The sequence below is a fragment of the Enterobacter sp. 118C5 genome (genome assembly GCF_034107645.1).
Lineage (GTDB): Bacteria > Pseudomonadota > Gammaproteobacteria > Enterobacterales > Enterobacteriaceae > Enterobacter > Enterobacter nematophilus.
Genome location: NZ_JAWNEU010000004.1, coordinates 171,535 through 190,892 on the forward strand (window position 1 = coordinate 171,535; position 19,358 = coordinate 190,892).

At 55.8% G+C, this 19,358-nt stretch carries 19 protein-coding genes; 10 read left to right on the plus strand and 9 right to left on the minus strand.

Features of this window, described 5'->3' with window-relative positions:
- The 7 genes from ftsQ (at position 1) to mutT (ending at position 8,325) form a co-directional block, all read left to right on the plus strand.
- Positions 1 to 843 carry a cell division protein FtsQ gene (ftsQ, locus tag UTO39_RS10550; protein WP_045259458.1) on the plus strand — a complete coding sequence of 281 codons (843 nt, stop codon included), beginning with the start codon at positions 1 to 3 and terminating at the stop codon, positions 841 to 843.
- Entirely contained in the window at positions 840 to 2,096 is a 1,257-nt protein-coding gene (gene ftsA / locus UTO39_RS10555; protein ID WP_006173845.1) for a cell division protein FtsA, read from the plus strand. The genes ftsQ and ftsA overlap by 4 nt, the downstream gene beginning before the upstream one ends.
- 63 nt (positions 2,097 to 2,159) lie before the next feature.
- Positions 2,160 to 3,311, plus strand: coding sequence for a cell division protein FtsZ (ftsZ, locus tag UTO39_RS10560; protein ID WP_008501978.1), 1,152 nt, complete (start codon positions 2,160 to 2,162; stop codon positions 3,309 to 3,311).
- 101 nt (positions 3,312 to 3,412) lie between these two features.
- Positions 3,413 to 4,330: a UDP-3-O-acyl-N-acetylglucosamine deacetylase gene (gene lpxC / locus UTO39_RS10565; RefSeq protein ID WP_061099229.1), complete on the plus strand. Its 918-nt coding sequence runs from the start codon at positions 3,413 to 3,415 to the stop codon at positions 4,328 to 4,330.
- A 280-nt stretch (positions 4,331 to 4,610) separates the two neighbouring features.
- A complete protein-coding gene (gene secM, locus UTO39_RS10570) occupies positions 4,611 to 5,114 on the plus strand; it encodes a secA translation cis-regulator SecM (RefSeq protein ID WP_061099708.1) in 504 nt (167 codons plus the stop codon).
- A gap of 58 nt (positions 5,115 to 5,172) precedes the next feature.
- A complete protein-coding gene (gene secA / locus UTO39_RS10575; protein ID WP_320727135.1) occupies positions 5,173 to 7,878 on the plus strand; it encodes a preprotein translocase subunit SecA in 2,706 nt (901 codons plus the stop codon).
- 57 nt (positions 7,879 to 7,935) lie between these two features.
- On the plus strand, positions 7,936 to 8,325 hold the full coding sequence (gene mutT / locus UTO39_RS10580) for an 8-oxo-dGTP diphosphatase MutT (RefSeq protein WP_320727136.1): 390 nt from the start codon (positions 7,936 to 7,938) through the stop codon (positions 8,323 to 8,325).
- A 37-nt stretch (positions 8,326 to 8,362) separates the two neighbouring features.
- On the opposite strand, the gene yacG is transcribed toward mutT, so the two are convergent.
- The 3 genes from yacG to coaE are packed head-to-tail and all read right to left on the minus strand — an operon-like array spanning position 8,363 to position 9,930.
- Entirely contained in the window at positions 8,363 to 8,557 is a 195-nt protein-coding gene (yacG, locus tag UTO39_RS10585) for a DNA gyrase inhibitor YacG (RefSeq protein WP_028015516.1), read from the minus strand.
- Between the two features lie 9 nt (positions 8,558 to 8,566).
- A complete protein-coding gene (gene zapD / locus UTO39_RS10590) occupies positions 8,567 to 9,310 on the minus strand; it encodes a cell division protein ZapD (protein WP_320727137.1) in 744 nt (247 codons plus the stop codon).
- On the minus strand, positions 9,310 to 9,930 hold the full coding sequence (coaE, locus tag UTO39_RS10595; protein WP_320727138.1) for a dephospho-CoA kinase: 621 nt from the start codon (positions 9,928 to 9,930) through the stop codon (positions 9,310 to 9,312). Before coaE ends, zapD begins: the two co-directional genes overlap by 1 nt.
- A 228-nt stretch (positions 9,931 to 10,158) precedes the next feature.
- Between coaE and UTO39_RS10600 the strand changes: the two genes are divergently transcribed.
- Positions 10,159 to 11,202, plus strand: a complete 1,044-nt coding sequence (locus tag UTO39_RS10600; protein ID WP_061099225.1) for a GMP reductase — start codon at positions 10,159 to 10,161, stop codon at positions 11,200 to 11,202.
- A 41-nt stretch (positions 11,203 to 11,243) separates the two neighbouring features.
- Here the strand turns inward: UTO39_RS10600 and hofC are convergent, their stop codons facing one another.
- The 4 genes from hofC to nadC all read right to left on the minus strand — a co-directional run bounded on the left by hofC (position 11,244) and on the right by nadC (position 15,316).
- Positions 11,244 to 12,428 (minus strand): protein transport protein HofC, encoded by a 1,185-nt coding sequence (hofC, locus tag UTO39_RS10605; protein WP_320727139.1) that lies wholly within the window; start codon positions 12,426 to 12,428, stop codon positions 11,244 to 11,246.
- Complete coding sequence (gene gspE, locus UTO39_RS10610) at positions 12,418 to 13,800, minus strand: type II secretion system protein GspE (RefSeq protein WP_320727140.1); 1,383 nt, start codon at positions 13,798 to 13,800, stop codon at positions 12,418 to 12,420. The genes hofC and gspE overlap by 11 nt, the downstream gene beginning before the upstream one ends.
- A 10-nt stretch (positions 13,801 to 13,810) precedes the next feature.
- Positions 13,811 to 14,248 (minus strand): prepilin peptidase-dependent pilin, encoded by a 438-nt coding sequence (gene ppdD, locus UTO39_RS10615; protein ID WP_061099222.1) that lies wholly within the window; start codon positions 14,246 to 14,248, stop codon positions 13,811 to 13,813.
- A gap of 174 nt (positions 14,249 to 14,422) precedes the next feature.
- Positions 14,423 to 15,316 carry a carboxylating nicotinate-nucleotide diphosphorylase gene (nadC, locus tag UTO39_RS10620; RefSeq protein ID WP_061099221.1) on the minus strand — a complete coding sequence of 298 codons (894 nt, stop codon included), beginning with the start codon at positions 15,314 to 15,316 and terminating at the stop codon, positions 14,423 to 14,425.
- A gap of 87 nt (positions 15,317 to 15,403) precedes the next feature.
- On the opposite strand from nadC, the gene ampD reads away from it, so the two are divergent.
- On the plus strand, positions 15,404 to 15,955 hold the full coding sequence (ampD, locus tag UTO39_RS10625; RefSeq protein ID WP_320727141.1) for a 1,6-anhydro-N-acetylmuramyl-L-alanine amidase AmpD: 552 nt from the start codon (positions 15,404 to 15,406) through the stop codon (positions 15,953 to 15,955).
- A 9-nt stretch (positions 15,956 to 15,964) separates the two neighbouring features.
- The gene (gene ampE, locus UTO39_RS10630) at positions 15,965 to 16,819 is read left to right on the plus strand and encodes a beta-lactamase regulator AmpE (protein ID WP_320727142.1); all 855 of its coding nucleotides are present in this window, start codon (positions 15,965 to 15,967) and stop codon (positions 16,817 to 16,819) included.
- 18 nt (positions 16,820 to 16,837) lie between these two features.
- Here ampE and UTO39_RS10635 read toward each other — a convergent pair whose 3' ends face one another.
- Together UTO39_RS10635 and UTO39_RS10640 are read right to left on the minus strand one after the other, a co-directional pair.
- Positions 16,838 to 17,788 (minus strand): family 43 glycosylhydrolase, encoded by a 951-nt coding sequence (locus UTO39_RS10635; RefSeq protein ID WP_320727143.1) that lies wholly within the window; start codon positions 17,786 to 17,788, stop codon positions 16,838 to 16,840.
- A 10-nt stretch (positions 17,789 to 17,798) separates the two neighbouring features.
- The gene (locus tag UTO39_RS10640) at positions 17,799 to 19,196 is read right to left on the minus strand and encodes an MFS transporter (protein WP_151413499.1); all 1,398 of its coding nucleotides are present in this window, start codon (positions 19,194 to 19,196) and stop codon (positions 17,799 to 17,801) included.
- Positions 19,197 to 19,358: the final 162 nt, after the last annotated feature.

Consider the following 19,358-nt stretch of genomic DNA (forward strand, 5'->3'; position numbering starts at 1 on the left):
ATGTCTCAGGCTGCATTGAACACGCGCAACCGCGATGACGAAGAAGAATACACTTCTTCACGCCGGAGTAATGGAACGCGTCTTGCAGGGATAATTTTCCTGCTCGGGGTGCTGTGCACCGTGTTTATCAGCGGCTGGATGGTGCTGGGCTGGATGGAAGATGCACAGCGGTTGCCGCTGTCAAAGCTGGTGGTGACCGGCGAGCGTCACTACACGCGTAACGATGATATTCGCCAGTCTATTCTGGCGCTGGGATCGCCCGGCACCTTTATGACGCAGGACGTCAATATTATCCAGAGCCAGATTGAACGTCTGCCATGGATAAAACAGGCGAGTGTCAGAAAACAATGGCCTGATGAATTGAAGATTCATCTGGTTGAATATGTGCCCATTGCGCGTTGGAATGATCAGCACATGGTTGACGTAGACGGAAATTCCTTCAGCGTCCCGAGCGATCGTGTCAACAAGCAAAATTTACCGATGTTGTATGGCCCTGAAGGCAGCGAAAACGAAGTATTGCAGGGTTTTCGTGAAATGGGGCAGGTGCTGGCGAAGGACAGGTTTACGTTAAAAGATGCTGCAATGACGGCGCGCCGCTCCTGGCAGCTGACGTTGACGAACGGCATTAAGCTCAACCTGGGACGCGGCGACACAATGAAACGTCTTGCGCGTTTTGTAGAACTTTACCCGGTTTTACAGCAGCAGGCGCAGGCGGACGGCAAACGGATAAGCTACGTTGATTTGCGCTATGACTCAGGCGCAGCAGTCGGTTGGGAGCCGGCTCCGGTCGAGGAACCTAATCAGCAACAGAATCAGGCACAGGTACAGGCAGAACAACAATGATCAAGGCGACGGACAGAAAACTGGTAGTTGGACTGGAGATTGGCACCGCGAAGGTTGCCGCTTTAGTAGGGGAAGTTCTGCCCGACGGTATGGTCAATATCATTGGCGTGGGCAGTTGCCCGTCCCGTGGTATGGATAAAGGTGGGGTAAACGACCTTGAGTCGGTGGTGAAATGCGTACAGCGCGCCATCGATCAGGCTGAATTAATGGCGGATTGCCAGATCTCTTCTGTCTATCTGGCCCTTTCTGGTAAGCACATCAGCTGCCAGAACGAAATCGGTATGGTGCCGATTTCTGAAGAAGAAGTGACGCAGGAAGACGTTGAAAACGTTGTGCATACGGCTAAGTCCGTGCGCGTTCGCGATGAGCATCGCGTGCTGCACGTGATCCCGCAGGAATATGCGATTGACTACCAGGAAGGGATCAAGAACCCGGTTGGTCTGTCTGGCGTGCGTATGCAGGCAAAAGTGCACCTGATCACATGTCACAACGATATGGCGAAGAACATTGTAAAAGCCGTTGAACGTTGTGGCCTGAAAGTTGACCAACTTATTTTCGCCGGTCTGGCGGCAAGTTATTCCGTGCTGACCGAAGACGAACGTGAACTGGGTGTCTGTGTGGTCGATATCGGTGGTGGTACAATGGACATGGCCGTGTATACCGGCGGTGCGCTGCGCCACACCAAAGTGATCCCGTACGCAGGGAACGTTGTGACCAGCGATATTGCTTACGCTTTTGGTACGCCACCGAGCGATGCAGAAGCGATTAAAGTACGCCACGGCTGTGCGCTGGGGTCTATCGTTGGTAAAGATGAGAGCGTTGAAGTGCCGAGCGTGGGCGGTCGTCCGCCGCGTAGCCTGCAGCGCCAGACGTTGGCAGAGGTAATTGAGCCGCGCTATACCGAGCTGCTCAACCTGGTCAACGAAGAGATTTTACAGCTTCAGGAACAGCTTCGTCAGCAGGGTGTTAAGCATCATCTTGCGGCGGGGATTGTATTAACCGGCGGTGCAGCGCAAATTGAAGGTCTTGCGGCCTGCGCTCAGCGCGTGTTCCATACGCAGGTGCGTATTGGTGCGCCGCTGAATATTACCGGTTTAACGGATTATGCTCAGGAGCCGTATTATTCAACGGCAGTGGGCCTGCTCCACTACGGGAAGGAATCTCATCTCAGTGGTGAAGCAGAAGTGGAAAAACGCGTTTCAGTGGGGTCGTGGGTCAAACGACTGAACAACTGGCTGCGAAAAGAGTTTTAATTTTTTAAAGAGACCGGAGAGAATTAGCGGTCTCGGGCGACAGGCACAACGGAGAGAGAAATTATGTTTGAACCTATGGAACTGACCAACGACGCGGTGATTAAAGTCATCGGCGTCGGTGGCGGCGGCGGTAACGCCGTAGAGCATATGGTGCGTGAACGCATTGAAGGTGTTGAGTTCTTTGCAGTTAACACCGATGCGCAGGCACTGCGTAAGACGGCAGTTGGCCAGACTATCCAGATCGGCGGTGGCATCACCAAAGGGCTGGGCGCTGGGGCCAACCCGGAAGTCGGTCGCAACGCGGCTGAAGAAGATCGTGAAGCCCTGCGTGCTGCACTCGAAGGTGCGGACATGGTCTTCATCGCAGCAGGCATGGGCGGCGGTACCGGTACCGGTGCAGCACCTGTCGTCGCTGAAGTGGCTAAAGATTTAGGTATCCTGACCGTTGCTGTCGTGACTAAGCCTTTCAACTTCGAAGGCAAAAAGCGTATGGCCTTCGCGGAGCAGGGTATCACCGAGCTGTCCAAGCATGTGGACTCGCTGATCACCATCCCGAACGACAAGCTGCTGAAAGTTCTGGGTCGCGGTATCTCCCTGCTGGACGCCTTCGGCGCAGCAAACGACGTGCTGAAAGGCGCGGTTCAGGGTATCGCAGAACTGATTACCCGTCCTGGCCTGATGAACGTTGACTTTGCAGACGTTCGCACCGTGATGTCCGAAATGGGCTACGCGATGATGGGCTCTGGCGTGGCGAGCGGTGAAGACCGTGCGGAAGAAGCGGCTGAAATGGCTATCTCTTCTCCGCTGCTGGAAGATATCGATCTGTCTGGTGCGCGCGGCGTGCTGGTCAACATTACCGCTGGCTTTGACCTGCGTCTGGATGAGTTCGAAACCGTGGGTAACACCATCCGTGCGTTCGCCTCTGACAACGCGACCGTGGTAATCGGTACTTCCCTTGACCCGGAAATGAACGACGAGCTGCGTGTTACCGTTGTTGCGACCGGTATCGGTATGGACAAGCGTCCTGAGATCACCCTCGTGACCAACAAGCAGACTCAGCAACCGGTAATGGATCGTTACCAGCAGCACGGTATGTCTCCTCTGACTCAGGAGCAAAAACCGGCCGCGAAAGTGGTGAACGACCCAACGCCGCAAACGGCAAAAGAGCCAGATTATCTGGACATCCCGGCGTTCCTGCGTAAGCAAGCTGACTAAGAATTGGCTGGAATTTGGGGATTTGCGCTCTTTGTGCTAAACTGGCCCACCGTTAGTGATATACACTCTCGGTTGGATAGTTAATTTGGCGAGATTATACGATGATCAAACAAAGGACACTTAAACGTATCGTTCAGGCGACGGGTGTCGGTTTACATACCGGCAAGAAAGTCACGCTGACGTTACGCCCTGCGCCGGCCAATACCGGGGTCATCTATCGTCGCACCGACTTGAATCCACCGGTAGATTTTCCGGCCGATGCCAAATCTGTGCGTGATACAATGCTCTGTACTTGTCTGGTGAATGAGCATGACGTGCGGATTTCTACCGTAGAGCACCTGAACGCCGCCCTGGCGGGTCTGGGTATCGACAACATTATTGTTGAAGTCGATGCGCCAGAAATCCCGATTATGGATGGTAGTGCTGCGCCGTTCGTTTATCTGTTGCTGGATGCCGGCATCGAAGAACTGAACTGTGCGAAGAAATTTGTTCGCATTAAAGAGACCGTTCGCGTCGAAGATGGCGACAAGTGGGCTGAATTCAAACCGTACAATGGTTTCTCGTTGGACTTTACCATCGACTTTAACCATCCGGCGATTGATGCCAGCACCCAACGCTATGCGATGAACTTCTCTGCTGATGCGTTTATGCGCCAGATCAGCCGCGCACGTACGTTTGGCTTCATGCGTGATATCGAATATCTGCAGTCCCGCGGCCTGTGCCTGGGCGGCAGCTTCGATTGTGCCATCGTTGTTGACGATTATCGCGTACTGAACGAAGACGGCCTGCGTTTTGAAGATGAATTCGTTCGTCACAAAATGCTGGACGCGATCGGCGACCTCTTCATGTGTGGTCACAACATCATTGGTGCATTTACCGCGTTTAAATCCGGTCATGCACTGAACAACAAACTGTTGCAGGCCGTCCTGGCAAAACAGGAAGCCTGGGAATATGTGACCTTCGAAGACGAAGCTGAACTGCCGCTGGCGTTCAAAGCACCGACTATGGTCCTGGCGTAACGGTTAACGCCGTTTCGTAAGAAAAGCGACTGGTTCACCTGGTACTCTCTCCGACCAGGGAAGCCAGTCGTTTTTATTTCTGCCTTTCTTTGATTTGTCCCTCTACTCCCTGATCTCTGTCGGGTGCCGAATAACGGTGTGTTCGCTGCATTATTGACCGTTTTTACCTGCTGCAAGGTGTCATTCCTGCTGCTGCGTATTGGCTTTAGTGGTAATATCTGGGCGCTAAAAAAGAATAATTGAACTCAGCCTGCACTGGCGGGCGAATGTGGTGGAGCAAGTGAGCGGAATACTGACGCGCTGGCGACAATTTGGCAGACGTTACTTCTGGCCGCATCTCTTATTAGGGATGGTCGCGGCGAGTCTCGGCTTGCCTGTGCTCAGCAACAGTGCGGAAGCGGCGACGCCGGCACGTTCCACGACAACTAAACACGATCTCTCGACGCGGGTTAACTTTACTAATCTCGCGTGGCTTGAAGCCAGCCGTCGTCCTAATTTCTCCGTTGATTACTGGCAGCAGCACGCCATTCGCACGGTTATCCGTCATCTGTCGTTCGCGATGGCGCCGCAGACGATGCCTGTTGCTGAAGAGACGCTGCCGGTTCAGGCTCAGCATCTTGCCCTGCTCGATACGCTTAATGCGCTCTTGACGCAGGACAACCAGCCGCCTGTGACCGTGAGTCAGACGGCGCAAACCTGGTTTGTTCCCCCTGTATCATTCTCCGTTTCGACTTGGATTAGCCAGGTTCACGGCATCCGTGCCGGGCCTCAACGCCTCAGCTAAATTAACTTTTTTCAATACCTTAATTTATCTGCCCGTCTGGGGCGTTTGAGAATTTATTATGCTAATCAAATTATTAACCAAAGTTTTTGGTAGTCGTAACGATCGTACCCTGCGCCGTATGCGCAAAGCTGTAAACGTCATCAACGGTATGGAACCGGCAATGGAGAAGCTCTCTGATGACGAGCTCAAAGCGAAAACCGCGGAATTCCGCGCGCGCCTGGAAAAAGGCGAAACCTTAGAGAGCCTGATCCCGGAAGCTTTCGCCGTTGTGCGTGAAGCGAGTAAACGTGTGTTCGGCATGCGTCACTTCGACGTTCAGCTGCTGGGTGGTATGGTGCTTAACGAGCGCTGCATCGCGGAAATGCGTACCGGTGAAGGTAAAACCCTGACCGCAACGCTGCCGGCTTACCTGAATGCACTGACCGGTAAGGGCGTTCACGTCGTTACCGTCAACGATTATCTGGCCCAGCGTGATGCCGAAAACAACCGTCCGCTGTTCGAGTTCCTCGGCATGACCGTCGGCATCAACATGTCTGGCCTGCCGGCACCCGCCAAGCGCGAAGCCTACAACGCTGACATCACCTACGGCACCAACAACGAATACGGCTTCGACTACCTGCGCGACAACATGGCGTTCAGCCCGGAAGAGCGCGTCCAGCGTAAGCTGCACTATGCGCTGGTGGATGAGGTTGACTCCATTCTGATCGATGAAGCGCGTACCCCGCTGATCATCTCCGGCCCGGCCGAAGACAGCTCTGAGATGTACCGTAAAGTCGACAAAATCATTCCACACCTGCTGCGCCAGGAGAAAGAAGACTCCGATACCTTCCAGGGTGAAGGCCACTTCTCCGTTGACGAGAAGGCGCGCCAGGTGAACCTGACCGAACGCGGTCTGGTGAAAATCGAAGAGCTGCTGGTGGCTGAAGGCATTATGGAAGAGGGCGAGTCTCTGTACTCTCCGAGCAACATTATGCTGATGCACCACGTGACCGCCGCGCTGCGCGCCCACGCGCTGTTCACCCGCGACGTTGACTACATCGTGAAAGACGGTGAAGTCATCATCGTCGATGAGCACACCGGCCGTACCATGCAGGGGCGTCGCTGGTCTGACGGTCTGCACCAGGCCGTTGAAGCGAAAGAAGGCGTGGATATCCAGAACGAAAACCAGACGCTGGCCTCTATCACCTTCCAGAACTACTTCCGTCTGTACGAGAAGCTGGCGGGGATGACCGGTACCGCAGATACCGAAGCGTTTGAATTCAGCTCCATCTACAAGCTGGATACCGTGGTTGTGCCAACCAACCGTCCGATGATCCGTAAGGATATGCCGGACCTGGTGTACATGACCGAAGCGGAAAAAATTCAGGCGATCATCGAAGATATTCGCGACCGTACTGCCAATGGCCAGCCGGTGCTGGTGGGGACCATCTCCATCGAGAAATCCGAAGTGGTTTCCAATGAGCTGACCAAAGCGGGCATCAAGCACAACGTTCTGAACGCCAAGTTCCACGCCAAAGAAGCGGATATCGTTGCTCAGGCGGGCTATCCGGCTGCCGTGACCATCGCCACCAACATGGCGGGTCGTGGTACCGATATTATGCTCGGCGGTAGCTGGCAGGCTGAAGTCGCAGAGCTGGAAAACCCAACGCCAGAGCAGATCGCGCAGATCAAAGCCGACTGGCAGGTGCGTCACGACGCGGTGCTGGCATCCGGTGGTCTGCACATCATTGGTACCGAGCGTCACGAATCTCGTCGTATCGACAACCAGCTGCGCGGCCGTGCGGGCCGTCAGGGTGATGCCGGTTCTTCCCGCTTCTATCTGTCTATGGAAGATGCGCTGATGCGTATTTTCGCCTCCGACCGCGTGTCCGGCATGATGCGTAAGCTGGGCATGAAGCCAGGCGAAGCCATCGAGCACCCGTGGGTGACTAAAGCGATCGCTAACGCCCAGCGTAAAGTGGAAAGCCGCAACTTCGATATTCGTAAGCAGCTGCTGGAATATGATGACGTTGCCAACGATCAGCGTCGTGCGATCTACACCCAGCGTAACGAACTGCTGGACGTGTCCGACGTGAGCGAAACCATCAACAGCATCCGCGAAGATGTATTCAAAGCCACCATCGACGCGCATATTCCACCGCAGTCTCTGGAAGAGATGTGGGATGTTGAAGGCCTGCAGGAACGCCTGAAAAACGACTTCGATCTCGATCTGCCAATCAAAGAGTGGCTGGACAAAGAGCCTGAGCTGCATGAAGAGACCCTGCGCGAACGTATCTTTGAAACCGCGCTGGAAGTTTACAAGCGTAAGGAAGAAGTGGTTGGCGCTGAGATGATGCGTCACTTCGAAAAAGGCGTGATGCTGCAGACCCTGGACTCCCTGTGGAAAGAGCACCTGGCGGCGATGGACTACCTGCGTCAGGGGATCCACCTGCGCGGCTATGCGCAGAAAGATCCGAAGCAGGAGTACAAGCGTGAATCCTTCTCCATGTTTGCGTCTATGCTGGAGTCACTGAAGTACGAAGTGATCAGCACCCTGAGCAAGGTTCAGGTGCGCATGCCGGAAGAAGTGGAAGCGATGGAGCAGCAGCGTCGTGAAGAAGCTGAGCGTCTGGCGCAGATGCAGCAGCTGAGCCACCAGACTGACGAAAGCGAAGCCGCAGCGGCGATCGCCGCGCAGACCGGCGATCGTAAAGTGGGTCGTAACGATCCGTGCCCATGTGGTTCCGGTAAAAAATACAAGGCCTGCCACGGCCGTCTGAACTAAGTTCATAAAAAAATGAAAAGGCGCAGACATCTGCGCCTTTTTTATGGAAGTGACACTATGAAAATACTGCAAATTGCCGTCGGGATTATTCGCAACCCGCAAAACCAAATCTTCATCACCCAGCGCGCTGCTGACGCCCATATGGCGAACAAGTGGGAGTTTCCTGGCGGGAAAATCGAATCAGGAGAAACGCCGGAAGAGGCGCTGGTGCGTGAGCTGCAGGAAGAGGTGGGGATTACCCCGCTTGGCGCCACGCTGTTTGATAAGCTGGAGTACCAGTTTCCCGACAGGCACATCACGCTGTGGTTCTGGCTGGTGGAAAGCTGGGAAGGTGACCCCTGGGGAAAAGAGGGACAGCCGGGTAACTGGGTGGAACTTCAGGCCAGCGATGCCGACAAATTCCCGCCAGCCAATGAGCCTGTGATCCGCCGCTTAGCGGCACAATAGCAGGCCTGCCGGACGACGCGCCAGCAGGCTTTGAACGTTACTGCTGGCTTTCGCTCCAGTCATCGCTATCCGAGAGGTCGCCTTCGCTCGGAATACGTTTCTCTTCCGCCGCCCATTCGCCCAGGTCAATGAGCTGGCAGCGCTTGCAGCAGAATGGGCGAAATGGACTCACTTCGCCCCAGACAACGGTTTTGCCACAGGTGGGGCAGTTTACGGTGGTGACGTCAGACATTGGCACTCCTTAACAACAGGCCAGTTCAAAATCGAGGCGTTCCGGCACGGTGCCATTTTCACTGTCCAGCGGCATAAAGCGGATCGCGAAACGGCTTTTATGCCCGGAAATTTGCGGATAAAGCTGCTCGCCAAGAGACAGATTCAGGCGCAGAAGATCGGCGTCGTCGCCGTTGTCCTGATAAAAACCGTTGAGACTGGTTTGCTTGCGGAACGGGGCAGAGTTACGCACAAGATCGAGGATCAGCGATAGCGTCTGATTCATCGGATCCAGGCTGCCCAGCCAGCTGTTTACCTGACGATCGCGCTGTTCCTGCGGCATATGCAGCCACATGTGCAGCGTTGGCAGATCAAAGCTACAGCAGCCGCCCGGTATGCTCAGGCGCTGGCGCACCAGCGCAATCAAACGGTCTTCGCGTAAATATTGCCCAACGCGCGGCGCGGCCATCAGCGTCGTGCTGCTGTTTTTCAACTGCTGGCGTAAGGCCTCAATTCGGCTTTGATCCACGCCCGGCACTTCGGCCCAGGCCTGTAATTTACGCTGCTGGCGCTCCAGCTCTTTCAACAGCTCCGTGCGGACATCGCCGCGCTCAATCACATCCAGCAGATCGCCTACGTTGCGGAAGAAGTGCAACGCCGTGGCATGATCGTTAACGGGCAGATGTTGTGAAAGCTGTTGGATGAGAAATTCAATGCGCAGCCAGGTACGCATTTTTTCATTAAGCGGGTGCTCAAAAAGGATGTGAGTGGACATTATGGTTTTTCCTGTGCAACGGCCTGCGCGGCGAACGTCAGATACTGCGCGTGCAGACGGGCAACATCCGATGCAATGGCATCTGGTGCGCCGTTATTATCAATAACATCATCCGCAACGGCAAGGCGCTGAGCGCGCGTGGCCTGAGCGGCAAGAATTTGTTCAGCATGTTCACGCGAGACGTGGTCGCGCGTCATGGTTCGCTGGATTTGCGTTTCGGGTGTGACATCAATCACCAGTACCCTATTGGCTTTCTTATGCAGCTGGTTTTCCACCAGGAGCGGAACCACCCACAGGACATAAGGTGAGCGGGCTGCGGCTATCTGACGCTGAGTTTCCTGGTGGATAATGGGGTGGAGCAGGGCATTAAGCCAGGCTTTTTCCGCAGAATCGGAAAAAATATATTCGCGAAGCTGACGGCGGTTCAGCGTGCCGTCGGCATTGATGATTGCCTTGCCGAAATGGTCTGCGATGGCCTTTAGCGCGGGTGTATTGGGCTCTACCACCTGACGGGCAATAATATCAGCATCAATAATCGCGATGCCGAGACGAGAAAATGCGTCCGCAACGGTACTTTTGCCACTACCGATGCCGCCGGTTACTGCGACGATATACCCCATTAAATCAAATCCTGGGAATTATTCATTATGAAAATCAGTTACTTAAAAAACAAACGTGCGACAGTAAATGTTTGATTCTCTTTACCGGCTTTTTACCAGGTAAATTTATAGGATTGTAGCGTAAAAAAAGAGAATTTCGCAGTCTTGCGGAGCAGGTATTAGTGCGTATGATAGCGTCACTGGAGTTGTGCTTTTAACATATTTGCCTCTAACCCCAGGAATCCGCACATGCGTATCGAAGAAGATCTGAAGTTAGGTTTCAAAGACGTTCTTATCCGCCCTAAACGCTCTACACTGAAAAGTCGCTCAGACGTTGAACTCGAACGTCAATTCACCTTTAAACACTCCGGTCAGACCTGGTCTGGCGTGCCAATCATTGCTGCCAACATGGATACAGTCGGTACCTTTGAGATGGCAACGGCGCTGGCTCAGTTCGATATTCTTACTGCAGTTCACAAGCACTACAGCCCTGAAGAGTGGAATGCGTTTGTTGCGTCCGCCTCTGCTGACGTGGTGAAGCACGTGATGGTCTCCACCGGTACTTCCGACGCCGATTTCGAGAAAACCAAACAGATCCTGAACGCCAACCCGGCGCTTAACTTCGTTTGTATTGACGTGGCGAACGGCTACTCCGAGCACTTCGTGCAGTTCGTCAGCAAGGCGCGCGAAGCCTGGCCGAACAAAACTATCATCGCGGGCAACGTGGTGACCGGTGAAATGTGTGAAGAGCTGATCCTTTCCGGTGCCGACATCGTGAAAGTGGGCATTGGCCCTGGCTCCGTATGCACCACGCGCGTTAAGACCGGCGTTGGTTATCCGCAGCTTTCCGCGGTCATTGAATGTGCCGACGCGGCGCACGGTCTGGGCGGCCAGATCATCAGCGATGGCGGTTGCACCATGCCGGGCGATGTCGCAAAGGCCTTTGGCGGCGGCGCGGACTTCGTGATGCTCGGCGGTATGCTGGCAGGCCACGAAGAGAGCGGCGGCACCGTGGTGGAAGAGAACGGCGAGAAATTCATGCTGTTCTACGGTATGAGCTCTGAATCCGCGATGACCCGCCACGTTGGTGGCGTGGCAAAATACCGTGCGGCTGAAGGCAAAACCGTGAAGCTGCCTCTGCGCGGCCCGGTTGAAAACACCGCGCGTGACATCCTGGGCGGCCTGCGCTCAGCCTGTACCTACGTGGGTGCATCCCGCCTGAAAGAGCTGACGAAACGCACCACGTTTATTCGCGTTCAGGAGCAGGAAAACCGCGTTTTCAATAGCCTGTAATGGCTTTCGCTGGCGCATGTTCGTGCGCCAGCGCTACTGCACTATCCCGCGTTCATGGCATCTCCCAGATGGAAAATCGGCAGATACATTGCCACCACCAGCGTGCCGATGATGACCCCCGTAACAACCAGGAGCAGCGGCTCCAGAAGCGCCGCCAGGTTGTCTGCTCGTTGAAAGGTCTGTTCCGTGTGATGGCGGGCAAGGTTTGCCAGCATGACGTCCAGCGAACCTGACATCTCGCCGGTTCGTAAAAGCTGAATACAGAGCGGGGTAAACATTGCCGCCTTCTGAAAGGACGACCAGACGGGGAGACCTTTTTCAATGTCCTCGCGTATGCTGCGGAGTATTCCCTGCCAGTACCGGCTTTCAACAGCCTCTTCTGCACTTTCAAGACCCTGTAAGAAGGCAATGCCCGCCTGTTGCGTGAGCGACAGCACGGTGAAGATCTGCCCCAGCTTTTGCCCTTTCGCCAGCGCTCCCATTACGGGAATATTCAGCAGCATACGCTGCCAGCTAGGATGGTGTCGCAGAGCCCAGGCTGCGGTTACGGGAACAAGCAGCATCGCGAACAGCGCGAGGGCATATGACTGCATAAACGCGGCTATCCCCATCACTATTCTTGTCAGCGCCGGAAGCGGGGTATTAAACGTTTTGTAGATCGCGGCAAACTCGGGCAAAACCAGGGTGACCATTGCCAGCACGACGAGTACGGCCAGCGTCAGGACGATCGCCGGGTAGCGCAGCGCTTTTTTCACTTTCGCGCTGAGCTGCTGCTGCGCTTTTTGCTGCTCTGCAAGCTCCCGGCAGCACGCTTCAAGCTTCCCCGTTAGCTCTCCGGTCTTCACCATTGAGATATGCAGTGGGCTAAAGACCGCAGGCCACCGTTTGAGCGCCTCAGAAAAAGGAGACCCTTCGCTGAGCTCATCGGCAACGCTTTGCAGTAGCCCCCGCCACGGCTCCACCGGATGCTGGTCTGCCAGCATTTCCAGACTATGCGCAAGCGTCAGCCCTGCCTGCAAAAGCGTTGCGAGCTGACGAAACATCTCATAGCAGTGATGTGGACGCCAGCGGTGCCTTTGAGCGCATCGGGTCAGTGCCAGAGGATGGAGGCCGTTACGTACCAGCTTGGTGAAGGCGGCGTTGCGGTCTGTGGCCCAGAGAACCCCGTTTCGGGGTTCTCCTTCAGCGGAGATTGCTCGCCAGCGCCAGAGTTGATTAGCAGCCATCGGGCATACCCAGAACGCGCACTAGCTCTTCAAGCGTGGTCATCCCTTGTTCAACGGCCATGCAGCCGTGTTCAAACAGCGAGATGAGTCCCGCCTGTCGGGCGCTGGCATCAATCACCTCGATGCCTGCTCCGCTGGCAATCGCCTGGCGCAGGGGGTTATCGATTGTAAGTACTTCAAAAATGGCCGCGCGGCCGTAAAAACCGTGATAACAACGATCGCAGCCTGCGGGCTGCCAGCGAGGAAGTGGCCGCGGCCAAACCGAGCGCGGCAGGTCCGTATGCTCCCCTGTTTTCTGTCGGCAGTGCGGGCAAAGGCGCCGAACCAGCCGCTGGGCAATCACCATCGAGAGCGCGGAAGAGATCATCCAGCGCGCCACGCCCATCTGCTCCAGACGAATGAGGGTTTCGGTCGTCGAGTTGGTGTGCAGCGTCGACAATACCAGATGCCCGGTCTGCGCGGCTTTAATGGCAATTTCTGCCGTTTCACCATCGCGAATTTCCCCGACCATAATGATGTCCGGATCCTGACGGAGCAGCGCTCTCAGTACGCTCTGGAATGTTAATCCCGCGCGGGGGTTAACCTGTGTCTGATTTAACCCCACAAGCGGGATCTCGATGGGATCCTCCACGCTGCAGATGTTGACGTCAGGGGTGTTACGCGCCTGCAACGCGCTGTAGAGCGTTACGGTTTTTCCGCTGCCCGTCGGGCCGGTGACCAGAATTAGCCCCTGAGGCTGGTGGAGCACCTCATTAAAACAGGCCAGCTGTTTAGCGCTCATGCCAAGCGCGTTCGGTTCCAGCGCCTGCTGAACCTGATGCAGCAAACGCAGCACAATTTTCTCACCGCCGTTGCAGGGAAGCGTGGCGATACGAAACGAGACCGGCTCGTTTGTCAGCTCAATCGTAAACTGACCGTCCTGCGGCAAGCGGCGTTCCGCAATATCCAGATTACCCAGCACTTTTAACCGGGCGCTGAGCATCGTCGCCAGCGCGGCGGAAAGGGGAGGCTGCGGGTAAAGTACCCCGTCGATACGTAAGCGGATCTGGCACGCGTGCTCCATCGGTTCGATATGGATGTCAGACGCGCGCTGGTTTACTGCCTGCTGCAGCGTGTGGTTGAGGATATCCACCGCGGAGTGGGGTTGCGAAACGACGGGCAGATGCGATTGCGCGGTTAACTGCCGGTGCTTTTCCATGCGTTCAGCGCTCCAGCATTCGATATCAATCCGCTTCTGGGTGGCGAAGCGCAGGGCCTCCATCAGTTCAGGCGCGGGGGTTCCCACAACGGCGATGCTAATCATGTCGCTGTCGCTGTTGAGCAGTAGCGCATGGTGGCGAAGACAAAGCGCCACGAGTTGATCGGTGTTCATTATCCGCTCCTCAGTGAGTGTCGAAGCGGAAGACGTCTTCACAGGCCTGCTTAAGCGCGCTGTCAGCACTGATATTGCAGTCACGCGTCCAGCCCGTCATGCCGTTGCCGTTGCTCCACTGTGGCGTCATGGTTACCGTCAGCCCGTTCAGGCTCTCCTGGCCTGTTAAGGTCACGACCCCTTTCGCCACGCTCATCCCCGAGACGTAACGCGTCGTGGCAGGAGAGGGTATACCGTTACTGCCCGCATCGCAGCTTTCTACGCCACCATGATCCAGCGCGCAAAGCTCAATGGCAGTGCGATAGGGAACGAAAGTTTGCAGCATATCGGTGAGAGCTGCTTTACGCAGGTAGTTCTGATAGGCGGGAACGCCGATGGCGCTCAGAATCGCAATAATGCCAATGACCACCATCAGCTCAATGAGTGTGAATCCTTGTTGTCTGTTCATATCTGCTCCTTATGCAAAGTGGCGCTACTTTGTCAGCGGGACAGGGCAGAAACGAGGGGCAAATAAGGGAACGAGAAAGGAGCTTCAGAGAATTCATTCCGTGTTGCAGAGAAGAACAATGGATTTGCGAGCGAGGCTGAAATTCCCCTCTCCGGGCAGAGAGGGGAGCGGGCGTTATTTGAAGCGCATTGAGAGATCGAGGGCGCGAACGTGCTTGGTCAGCGCGCCAACGGAAATGTAATCCACGCCGGTTTCGGCGAACTCACGGATCGTGTCGAAAGTGACGTTTCCGGACACTTCAAGCTGGGCCCGGCCGTTGGTCAGTTTCACCGCCTCGCGCATCTGCTCCGTTTCGAAGTTATCGAGCATGATGATATCGGCCCCGGCCTTGATCGCCTGCTCCAGCTCTTCCAGGCTTTCGACCTCCACCTCAACAGGCACATCCGGATGCAGCCAGAAGGCTTTCTCCACCGCCTGACGCACGGAGCCAGAAGCAATAATGTGGTTCTCTTTAATCAGGAAGGCGTCGGATAAGCCCAGACGATGGTTAGCGCCGCCACCGCAGAGCACCGCGTACTTCAGCGCAGTGCGCAGGCCCGGCAGCGTTTTGCGGGTATCCAGCAGCTGGGTTCGGGTGCCGGCCAGCAGGTCAACGTAGCGGCGTACTTCACTGGCGACGCCAGAGAGCGTCTGGACAAAATTAAGCGCGGTACGTTCGCCGGTCAGCAATACGCGGGAAGGACCGTCCAGTTCGAACAGCGGCTGATTGGCGGTCACCGCATCACCATCATCAACGTGCCATGTCACCTGTACATCGTCACCCGCCAGCTGAGTAAAAACCTCTTCAACCCAACGCTTGCCGCAAAAAACGCCCTCCTCACGGGTGATAATGACCGCGTGCGAGCGTGTCTCTTTTGGCAACAATTGTGCGGTAATATCCTTTTCAGCGTTAACGTCACCCCCCAGATCTTCTTTCAACGCATGGGCGACGCTTGCCGGAATATCCATATTAATACGTTCCAGAAGCGCTTCACGTCGGTGGTCGGGGTTGTAGCGGCGAGGCGGCATGATAAAACTCCAAATTGGTAACGAATCATAATATTGAAACATGCTACTCTGAACCGAGTCATTGCACCATACAGAAGGAGTTCCAGCATGTTGTTAGAAAACGGATGGCTGGTGGATGCGCGGCATGTGCCCTCGCCGCACCACGACTGCCGCCCGGAGGATGAAAAGCCCACACTGCTGGTGGTTCATAATATTAGCCTCCCGCCGGGTGAGTTTGGCGGCCCGTGGATCGATGCGTTATTCACGGGAACGATAGATCCCAATGCCCATCCTTTCTTCGCTGAGATTGCGCATTTGCGCGTGTCGGCACACTGCCTGATTCGCCGTGATGGTGAAGTGGTTCAGTATGTTCCTTTTGATAAGCGCGCCTGGCATGCCGGGGTATCGATTTATCACGGGCGCGAACGGTGCAACGATTTCTCGATTGGGATTGAGCTGGAAGGCACGGACACTACCCCCTACACCGATGCCCAGTATCAGCAGCTGGTTGCTATTACCCACACCCTTATCGGGCTCTACCCGGCAATCGCCGATAATATTACCGGGCATAGCGATATCGCTCCTGCGAGAAAAACCGATCCCGGCCCGGCATTTGACTGGCCGCGGTTTCGCGCCATGCTTGCCGCGTCGTCAGAATAAGGAGATACCATGACGTTGTTTACCATGCTGCTGGTTATCATCGCTGAACGCCTGTTCAAGCTCGGCGAACACTGGCAACTGGATCACCGGCTGGAGGTGTTATTCCGCCGCATCAAGCACTTTTCCATGCTGCGCACGCTGCTCATGATGGCGGGCGTCATGCTTATTACCTTCCTGCTGCTGCGCTCGCTGTACGGACTCTTTTTCAACGTGCCGCTGCTGGTGGTGTGGATCCTGCTCGGCGTGCTGTGCATTGGTGCGGGCAAGGTGCGTTTGCACTATCACGCCTACCTGAAAGCCGCTTCCCGTGACGATGCCCACGCGCGCGGCGCGATGGCGAGCGAGCTGACGATGATCCACGGCGTGCCGCCGGACTGCGACGAGCGCGAGTTCCTGCGCGAGCTGCAAAACGCGCTGCTGTGGATTAACTTCCGCTACTACCTGGCACCGCTGTTCTGGTTTGTGGTGGGCGGCCCGTGGGGGCCGGTGCTGCTGATGGGCTATGCGTTCCTGCGCGCCTGGCAGACCTGGCTTGCCCGTTACCTGACGCCGCATGAGCGTTTGCTTTCGGGCATTGATGCCATCCTGCACGTGCTCGACTGGCTCCCGGTGCGTCTGGTGGGCGTGGTGTACGCCTTAATTGGGCACGGTGAAAAAGCGCTGCCCGCATGGTTCGCTTCTCTTGGGGACCGCCATACGTCCCAGTATCAGGTGTTGACGCGCCTGGCGCAGTTCTCGCTGGCGCGAGAGCCGCATACCGACAGGATCGAAACGCCAAAAGCTGCCGTTTCAATGGCGAAGAAAACCTCGTTTGTGGTGGTAGTGATTGTGGCGCTGCTGACCATTTACGGCACGCTGGTTTAACCCTGCGCGCCGTAAACGCTATAACGTATCCGCAGGCGGGATGCCGAAATCAGGCATCCCGTTTTCGTCCCAGCAGACAAGCTTCAGGCGGGTATGACGGTTTGGATCGTAGAGCGGATCGCCTTCAATTTCGGTGTAATTTCTTGCGTGGTACACCAGCACATCTTCCCCTTCCGGCGTTTGCGTAAAGCTGTTGTGGCCTGGCCCGTACTGGCGGTTCTCGTAGCTGGTGACGAAAACCGGGCGAGGGGATTTGTGCCAGTTTGCCGGGTTTTGCGGATCGGCGTTCAGGTCTATCCACAGTAACCCCATACAGTAGTTCTCGTCGGTCGCGCTGGCGGAGTAGCTGATAAACAGCTTATCGCCGTGAACCAACACCGCCGGACCTTCGTTGACCCAGAAGCCGCGGCATTCCCAGTCGTATTCTGGCTTGCTGAGCATCACCGGCTCGCCTTTCAGCGTCCACGGGTTCTCCATTTCGCACAGATAAAGATTGGAGTTACCGGAAATATCCGGGGCTTTTTGCGCCCACAGGTACCAGCGTTTGCCCTGATGGACAAAGGTGGTGGCATCCAGGGCGAAGGTGTCGAACGGAGTGCTGATTTGACCTTTCTCGATCCAGGTACCTGTGAGCGGATCGCGGTCCGCACACTCAACCGCAAACATGCGGTGCTGGAACATCCCGAGCGCGTCGAGCGCCTGGGTATGCGTCGCGGCAAAATAGATGTACCACTTGCCGTCGATATGATGCAGTTCCGGCGCCCAGATTAGCTGGCTCATCGGGCCGGTCTCGGGTTTGCGCCAGACCACCACCTCTTCAGCGTTGCGTAGTCCTTCCAGCGAGTCCGCGCGGCGGATCGCCAGCCTGTCGTACTGCGGTACGGAGGCAATAAAATAGTACTGTCCCTCATGGCGTAAAATGTACGGGTCGGCGCGTTGTTCGATAAACGGGTTTGGCCAGGTTTGCATTCGGCTTTCCTTATTTAGTCTCAGCGGCTCTAAGTTCCTGATAGTCGTTCAGCTCGCGGTAATTGGCGCGGCGCTTTTCCAGATCGGACTGGATCTGCTTCATGGTCTCACGGTCCACTTTCAGCAGACGCACCACCCCAGCGGTAATTAAGTATCCAATGCCCGGAATGACGGTGAACAGCAGCACAATGCCGTTAATGGCGTCCGCGCTTTGCGCTTTTGCACCCGCGTCATAGCCGTACCAGGAGAGCAGGAAGCCGACCATCGCCCCGGCAATCGCCAGGCCCAGTTTCAGGAAGAAGATGTTGCCGGAGAAGCTGATCCCGGTGATGCGTTTCCCGGTTTTCCACTCGCCGTAGTCGTCCACGTCGGCCATCAGCGACCAGTGCAGCGGAGATGGGATCTGGTGCAGGATGTTCAGCAGGAAGTAGAGCACCACGATAGTAACGGTCGCTTTCGGGTCGAAGAAATAGAAGGCGCAGGAGAATACCGCCAGCACGATGTTGGTCCAGAAGAAGACCTTCAGCTTGCACCAGCGGTCGGTCAGCACTTTCGCCAGCACGCTGCCGAGCATCATGCCAACCACGCCCAGGCTGATAAACAGCGTGGCGAAGTGGGTGCTCTGGCCCATCACCCAGGTGACGTAGTACATGGTCGCCGCCATGCGAATAAAGCCCGGGCAGACGTTGCACAGCGTCAGCAGCAGAATGCGCACCCACTGATCGTTTTTCCACACGTCTTTCAGGTCGTTTTTCAGCTCGTCGTTGGTTTGTACCGCCGGACGCACGCGCTCGCGCACGGTGGCGAAGCAGAACAGGAACATACAGGTGCCAATCAGCGCCAGGACGGTCATCGCCATCTGGTAACCTTTGGCTTTGTTATCCCCGCCAAACCAGTCGGCCATCGGCAGCAGCGTCAGAGACAGCAGCAGCGTGGCGATGCCGACCAGCACGAAGCGATACGACTGGCAGGCCACGCGCTCTTTCGGATCGTTGGTGATCACTCCACCTAACGAGCAGTAAGGGATGTTGATGGCCGTATAGGTTAAAGAGAGCAGGAAGTAGGTGACAAACGCATAGATAACTTTGCTGTTATAGCTCCACTCCGGGGTGGTGAACATCAGGATGCTGAACAGCGCGTAGGGGAACGCAATCCACAGCAGCCATGGACGAAACCGGCCATATTTACTGCGGGTACGGTCGGCAATCGCCCCCATGATCGGGTCCGTTACGGCGTCAATCACGCGGACGGACAGCAGCAGCACGCCGACCAGCGCAGGCGCGAGGCCAAAAATATCCGTATAGAAATAGTTAACAAACAACATGATGGCGCCGAAGATGATGTTGCATCCCGCGTCGCCCATTCCATAGCCGATCTTTTCTTTTACTGACAGTTTGTTGTTATCCATCGACAGCTCTCCGGTTTACGGTATGGAGAGAATTATTTGCTGGCAAAGGAATATATGCGTTGCAGTATCAGGGCGGTGATATGGATAAATGTGCTGTGGGCGTGAAAGTGTGAAGGAGGTAACAACGCGCGGCACCCGCAAAAGCAGGTGCCGCGGCGGGAG